Annotated in this window: 2 protein-coding genes and 1 pseudogene; all 3 read right to left on the reverse strand. The window is 67.9% G+C overall.

What is annotated here, in order from left to right; genetic code table 11:
- On the reverse strand, positions 1–894 hold an 894-nt coding region (locus D180_RS09985), incomplete at its 3' end, for a CHASE3 domain-containing protein (RefSeq protein ID WP_017912681.1).
- An 81-nt stretch (positions 895–975) separates the two neighbouring features.
- Positions 976–2,643 carry a methyl-accepting chemotaxis protein gene (locus tag D180_RS09990; protein WP_043090743.1) on the reverse strand — a complete coding sequence of 556 codons (1,668 nt, stop codon included), beginning with the start codon at positions 2,641–2,643 and terminating at the stop codon, positions 976–978.
- Between the two features lie 439 nt (positions 2,644–3,082).
- Positions 3,083–3,620: pseudogene (locus D180_RS09995) on the reverse strand (ATP-dependent DNA helicase); the annotation flags it as partial.

The raw sequence follows: 3,620 nt of genomic DNA on the forward strand, positions 1-3,620 counted from the left end.
CTCGGTGGCAGCCTGGCTCAGCGACTGCGCGGTGGCGCTGACTTCCTCGGACGAACCGGCCAGCGACTGCGCGCTGGCATTGACCTCGCCCACCACCTCCGCCAGTCGCTCGACCATCGCCTGCAGCGCCACCATCGCGCTGGTGCTGTCGTTGGGGCGAGTCGGCACCTGCACGGTGAGATCGCCGCGCGCGATCCGCGAGGCCACTTCCATCACCGTGCTCGGCTCGCCGCCAAGTTCGCTCATCAGCGACCGCGCGATCAGGAAACCGATCAACGAGGCACACAGCGCCGCGACCAAGCTGCCGACGATCAGGGTCAGGTTGGTGCGCTGCTGCAACTGCTCGGCCTCGGTGGCGCGCGCAGCGAGCAACTCGCTCTCGGCGCGACGCACTTCGGCCATGCGATCGCGCATCGCGTCCATGTAGGCCTTGCCCTTGGAAGCACGCACCGCAGCGCTCAGCGCCTCCATCGTCGCCTGGCCATCGTTGACGTTCTTGCGCAGCGCGATCTGCGGATGCACCGCCTGGCTGAGCCATTGCGCCTGGGTCTGCTTCAGCGCGTTCAGGCGCTCCTGCTGCCTGGGGTTGTCGGCGGTCAGCTCCTGCGCCGTGCGCAGGTGGCTTTCGAAGCTGGCGACGCCGTCGCGGTAGGGCTGCAGGAACGCGTCCTCGCCGGTCAGCGAGAAGCCACGCGTACCGGTCTCGATGTTGATCAGGCTGCTGAGCGCGGCATCGACTTCGCCGATCACCTTGTAGGTGTGGGTGTTCCAGTAATTGGCCTGCGCCAGCGCGGACACGTTGAAGTAGGCCACGCCGGCCAGGGCCAGCAGGATGCACAGGACCACGGCGAAGCCGCCGTAGAGCTTGGTTGCGATTTTGAGATTCTTCAGCACGGCACTCTCCCGACAATGGGCAGTTGTGACAACGACAGCGACACGGAACTGGCGGCGCGGCAGGCGCCGCCAGGGAATGAATCAGGCGCGGCCCAGCAGCGCTTCGCTGCGGTCGCGATTGCCTGCAACGGAACGGCGCGCGGCGACGGATGGCGCACGCGGCGCCCAGCGCGAGCCAGCCGCACGCAGCGGCGCCACCGCCTCGCCGTCGTCCAGCGCGTGCGTGGCGCGGCGCGTGCCGGCGGACAACTGGAAGAACGCCATGCTGTCCTGCAACTGCACGGCCTGCGTGCTCATCGATTCGGCGGTGGCGGCCAGCTCTTCGGAGGCGGTCGCGTTCTGCTGGGTGATCTGACTCAGCTGCACCACCGCCGCATTGATCTGGGCGACGCCGGACGATTGTTCCTGCGAGGCGGCAGCGATCTCCTGCACCAGGTCCGAGGTCTTCTTGATGCTGGGCACGATGGTCTCCAGCAGATGACCGGCCTTCTCCGCCAGTTCTACGCTGGAGCCGGCGACCTCGCCGATCTCCTGCGCGGCCACCTGGCTGCGCTCGGCCAGCTTGCGCACTTCCGCGGCGACCACGGCGAAGCCCTTGCCGTGCTCGCCGGCGCGCGCGGCCTCGATCGCCGCGTTCAGCGCCAGCAGGTTGGTCTGGTAGGCGATGTCGTCGATGATGCCGATCTTCTGCGCGATCTGCTTCATCGCCGCGACCGTGGCCACTACCGCCTCGCCGCCCTCCAGGGTTTCCCGCGCCGCCTGCGCGGCCATGCCGTCGGTGATCCTGGCGTTGTCGGTGTTCTGCGCGATCGAGGCGGTCATCTGCTCCAGCGAAGCGCTGGTCTCTTCCACACCGGCGGCCTGCTCGGTGGAAGCCTGGCTCAAGGATTGCGCAGTGGCGCTGACTTCTTCCGACGCACCCGCCAGGCTCTGCGCACTGGCGTTGACCTCGCCGACCACCTGTTGCAACTTCTCGACCATGCGCTGCATCGCCAGCAGCAATTGCCCGGTCTCGTCCTTGCCGCGGACCTCGATCTGCATGCTCAGGTCGCCCTCGGACAGCGCATTGGCCACCTTGACCGCCTTGTCGATCGGCCGGGTCACGCTGCGGCTGATGCAGCAGCCCAGGCCGACCCCGAGCAGCACGCCGCCGATCACGATGACCAGCATGGTGCGGGTGCTGCTGGCATAGATCTCGTCGGTGGCGTCGTTGGCACGCGCCGCATTGGCTTCCTTGGTTTCGCTGAGTTCGGACATCAGCGCATCCAGTTCGTCGGAGCTGCTGCGCACGCCCTTCGACAGGTCCGCCAGCTGCGCATTGCCCTGCGGCAGCGGCTCGCGCATCACCGAGTCGACGAACTGGCCGCGCCGCTCCAGGTAGGTCTTCCACACCTGGTCGAAGCGGGCCAGCTTGGCCAGCGTGGCCGGGTCGTCGAACGAGGTCCTGGCCTTGTCCATGTGCTCGACCACCTTGGCGGTGTACTTGTCGAGACTGGCGATGTGCTTGGCGCGATCCTCCGCCGTACTGGCCAACTGCAAGTTGGCGCGCGAGCGGCCGGCGTTGATCAGATTGATGTTGGCCTCTTTCAGGTGCGACAGGCCGAGCAGCTCGCGCTCGTACAGCACCGTGGCGTAGTCGTTGATCCGGCCCGAGTTGCGGATGCCGACCCAGCCGATGCACGCGCCGATCGCCGCCACGATCAGGAACGCCGCCGTCAGCCTGACTCCGATTTTCATATTGCCCAACATGGTGTACCCCGATTCTTTGTGTGCGTCCGGTTGCGCAAGTGAGCGCCTCCAGCCGTCTTCCGCAGCGCCTCGCGGAGTGGACACACTCGCTCTGAGGAGCGAGGACGCTGCGCCGCAACGTCTGTGCGTGAGGGCTATCGGCGTCATCGACAGCGCCTTTAAATCGCGTGAAAACTGCGGAATTCCGCATAGCGCGAGCGCTGCGGCGACGTTGCATGAATGCGCAACGGGCATTGCGGCGCAGCACTCGACGCGTGTGAAGAAAGCGCCTGGGCGTCTGCGGCGCGGATGCCGCAGTTGTTCTGCAATGGCAGATGACCCCGGTTTTGCACCGAAGGCGAAGTGGGATACCAACCCCTTTAATTTGTAGACAGAATGTGAAAGCGGCGCCGATATGCCCGCCCTCGCAGTGCGCGAGCGCGTGCATGGCGCCGCGTCTTCACACCATCGGCAGCGCCGCGACCGTGCGTCGTTCCGCCGCGGTGGCTCCGCGCAACAAGCGCTGCGCGCGCACGCGTTCCTCGGCATCGAGCTCCTGCAGCGCCTCGAAACGCTCGCCGACCCAGCTCGCCATCGGCACGCCGTCGCGGTACAGCACGCGCGCGCCCGCCACGCGTGGCAGCCGCGTGCCCGGGAGCACGCTGCCGAGCAGATTGGCCGGATCGGCGGCGGCCACGCACACCCAGGTGCCGTCGCCAGGCTGGCGGCGCAGTTGCCGCAGCAGACCGATCGCCTCCGGCAGGGCGAACTGTTCGCCGGACAGGCCATCGATGAAGCGCCCGCCGCGGATCTCGCCACGCGCCTCCAGGCGCTGGTAGACCCGCAACAGCTCGCGCCACGGCGGCAGCCATGCCGCCTCGCGCTCGAGCAGGCGCCAGCAGACCACGCCGTAGCGGCGCAGCAGCGTCAGCGCGACGTGCTCGACCGCCTCGCTGCGCGCGGCCGGGTCGTCGGCCTCGGCGCCGGCCCGCAACAGC

It is taken from the genome of Xanthomonas sp. SHU 166, assembly GCF_000364685.1.
Classification (GTDB): domain Bacteria; phylum Pseudomonadota; class Gammaproteobacteria; order Xanthomonadales; family Xanthomonadaceae; genus Xanthomonas_A; species Xanthomonas_A sontii.